Below are 3,000 nucleotides of genomic sequence, written 5' to 3'. Positions count from 1 at the left end.
GCATTGACCGGCGGTCGCCCGACCATGATCGCGCAGGCTACGCCGCGGCCGGCGCCCGTCCGCGAGACAATCGCGGTTCAGAGCTACCAGGCCACCGAAGAGGTCGCAGAGGCCGAGCAGGCGACGCCGGTGGCGCAAGTACCAGTCACGCGCGCCGCAGCCGCTGTGCCGCTCCCGCCGGAACGTCCATTCGATCTCGGCACGATTCCCGGAGCAGCGACCCCGGTTCGCATGGTCATGTCGTCAGCGTCCGCGACGGCTCTGCCGCCGGCTCGCCCGGTCGTCGCTGGCCTGTACTATGCGGCACCTGAAGGAGCTTCTCAGCAGTTCCAGCGCGCGGAATCCTTCCGCGGCCTGGATCAATCGAAGTTCGCCGTGCGCTGAGACTGTCCGTTGGTCTGAAGGCGCCTTTGTTTCGGATTCAGCATCCGAACAATACGGGGTCAGAGACCGAGGTGGTTCATGCCTCGATTCATCATCACGCTTCGATTGATCCGGACGCTGTGATTTTTCCACGTGCTCCGATTTATCCGTCAGAGATCCGCCGACCCAGTTGATTTAGCATCCGCGACGCCACAGATTCTCCTTTCGTATCGGAAGGTTTTTCATCAATGACGTCGGCGTGGCATGCGTTCGGGAGAGTGGCCCGTTTCCTTCTCCTCGTGGTGGCGAGCCTCACCGCTCTCGCCGTCAGCGATCGCCCCGTCCTGGCGGAGCCGTTTCAAACCGTAGCTCCGCAAGCGATCCTCATCGACGCCGATACGCGCGCCGTGCTTTTCGAGAAGGGCGCCGACCAACTTGTCGCTCCGGCAAGCATGGCGAAGACGATGACGGCGGAAATCGTGTTCAACGAGCTGAAGAGCGGCCGGCTGACCTTCGATAAGGAATTTACAGTCTCGGAGAACGCCTGGAGGAAGGGCGGGGCGCCGTCCGGCGGTTCTGCCATGTTCGCGAAGGTGAACAGCCTGGTTCGTGTCGAAGACTTATTGCGCGGCCTTGTCGTCCAGTCCGGCAATGACGCCGCCATCGCCATCGCGGAGGGTCTTTCCGGCACCGAGGAGGCTTTCGCCATCCGCATGAACGAACGCGCCCGGGAGATCGGGCTGACCAAATCCACCTTTCGCAATGCGACCGGCTATGGCGATCCCGATCAGAAGGTGACGCCGCGCGATCTCGCGAAGTTGGCGATGTTCATCATCGAGACGTACCCGGATCTCTATAAGATGTTCGGCGAGCAGGAATTCCTCTGGAACAAGATCCGTCAGCGCAACCGCAATCCTCTTCTTACAATGGAAATCGGGGCGGACGGGCTGAAGACCGGCAATATCGATGAATCGGGCTATGGCCTCATCGGCTCGGCCGTCCAGAACGGTCAGCGCCTGGTTCTCGTCGTCACGGGCCTCAAGACTGCGAAGGATCGGGCGACCGAGGCGCGGAAACTGCTGGAATGGGGGTTCAGGTCGTTCGAGTTGCGGACGATCTTCTCCGGTGACGAGACGATCGGCGACGCGCAAGTCTTCGGAGGGACGCAGCGGTCGACGCCCCTCGTGGCGGCGCGGCCTGTCCGCATCCTGATGCCGCGCAACGAAAGTGAGCGGCTTTCCGCCCGCATCACGTACAAGGGCCCGCTCATGGCGCCAGTACAAAAGGGCGCCGAGGTCGGAACCCTCAAAATAAACAGGGGCGACACGCAGGCGATTGAGATTCCGCTTTATGCGGCGGAGGATGTCGGGGTAGGAACGCTCCAGCAGCGCGCCTTGGACGGCTTCCTGGAATTCAGCACCGGCTGGGCGCGGCGGGCTTTGTCGAATGCCTATTCGCGTGTTGTCGATCGGATCTGATGCCTGGATTTTTCATTACATTCGAAGGCGGCGAGGGCGCGGGCAAATCGACCCAGATCACCGGCCTGAAGAACAGGCTCGAAGATCTGGGCCATTCCGTCCTGGTGACACGCGAGCCCGGCGGGTCGCCGGACGCCGAGCGGATTCGCGCGTTCATTCTGAGCGGCGCGGCAAAGCCGCTGGGTGCTTTCGCCGAAACGCTCCTTTTCGCGGCAGCGCGCCTCGATCATCTGGAAAAGACGATCAGGCCAGCCTTGGCGCGCGGGCAAATCGTGCTCTGCGACCGCTTCGCGGATTCCACGCGCGCCTATCAAGGCGCTTCAGGAAACGTCGATAAGACACTGATAAAAAATATAGAACGGGTTGTCGTTGGCGAGAATCGCCCTCAATTGACCTTGGTCATCGACCTTCCGGTCGAGATCGGACTGGCGCGTGCCGGAACACGTCGTGCGGGCCAGGGCGCTGCGGACCGGTTCGAGGCCGAGGATCGGTCTTTCCACGAGAAACTCCGCCAGGCTTATCTGGACATCGCCGCTGCCGAGCCGGACCGATGCGTCGTGATCGACGGCAACCAGCCCGTGGATAGGGTCGAGAAGGCCATTTGGGGGGCCGTGGAGACCCGTCTGGCAGGCTTGGCGGCACCTGATGCCGGAAACGCGAACAAAGGCCTCCTGGCTCATGGCGCGTGAGGCTGACGACGGCATTGAGGCCGACCGCCTGGATGGGACGCCTCATCCGCGTGAGCAATCTGCGTTCTTCGGACACCCGGGAGGGGAGGCGGCGTTCGTCGACGGGTTGGGCAGCGACCGCTTGCACCACGCCTGGCTGATCGGGGGCCCGCAAGGAATCGGCAAGGCAACACTGGCCTATCGGGTCGCGCGCGCCGTTGTCGACCTCGACCCGCGTTCGTCCGCGCCCACCAGTTTGAGCGTCGATCCCGCATCGCGGACGTTCCATCAGGTCGCGGCCCTATCCCACCCCAATCTCGCGGTCTTGCGGCGTGCGCCGGCGACGGACAAGAAAGCCGCTTCGGCCACGATCTCGGTGGACGCCGTCCGCAAGGCGCTCGGCATCTTCGCGTCGACGGCTGCGAACGGTGGTTACCGGGTCTGCATCGTCGACAGTGCCGACGACCTCACGACAGCGAGCGCAAATGCCC

General features: G+C 63.3%; 2 protein-coding genes and 2 pseudogenes. All 4 read left to right on the top strand.

Translation table 11 applies throughout. From position 1 onward, the window contains the following. Nucleotides 1–384, top strand: a pseudogene (locus AC1DT3_RS16730) (septal ring lytic transglycosylase RlpA family protein); the annotation flags it as partial. A 227-nt stretch (nucleotides 385–611) separates the two neighbouring features. After that, nucleotides 612–1,841 carry a D-alanyl-D-alanine carboxypeptidase family protein gene (locus AC1DT3_RS16725; RefSeq protein WP_477466367.1) on the top strand — a complete coding sequence of 410 codons (1,230 nt, stop codon included), beginning with the start codon at nucleotides 612–614 and terminating at the stop codon, nucleotides 1,839–1,841. Beyond that, nucleotides 1,841–2,530 carry a dTMP kinase gene (gene tmk, locus AC1DT3_RS16720; protein WP_477466366.1) on the top strand — a complete coding sequence of 230 codons (690 nt, stop codon included), beginning with the start codon at nucleotides 1,841–1,843 and terminating at the stop codon, nucleotides 2,528–2,530. Before AC1DT3_RS16725 ends, tmk begins: the two co-directional genes overlap by 1 nt. Then, nucleotides 2,520–3,000: pseudogene (locus AC1DT3_RS16715) on the top strand (DNA polymerase III subunit delta'); the annotation flags it as partial. The gene tmk and the pseudogene AC1DT3_RS16715, both read left to right, overlap by 11 nt.

It is taken from the genome of Microvirga sp. P4_G7 (assembly GCF_056401005.1).
Note: the sequence above shows the minus strand (reverse complement) of the source record. Positions and strands in the feature narration are given on the sequence as shown.

Coding starts and splice junctions, on each gene's coding strand:
- tmk (WP_477466366.1), top strand. CDS start 1,841: ATGCCTGGATTTTTCATTACATTCGAAGGCGGCGAGGGCGCGGGCAAA.
- AC1DT3_RS16725 (WP_477466367.1), top strand. CDS start 612: ATGACGTCGGCGTGGCATGCGTTCGGGAGAGTGGCCCGTTTCCTTCTC.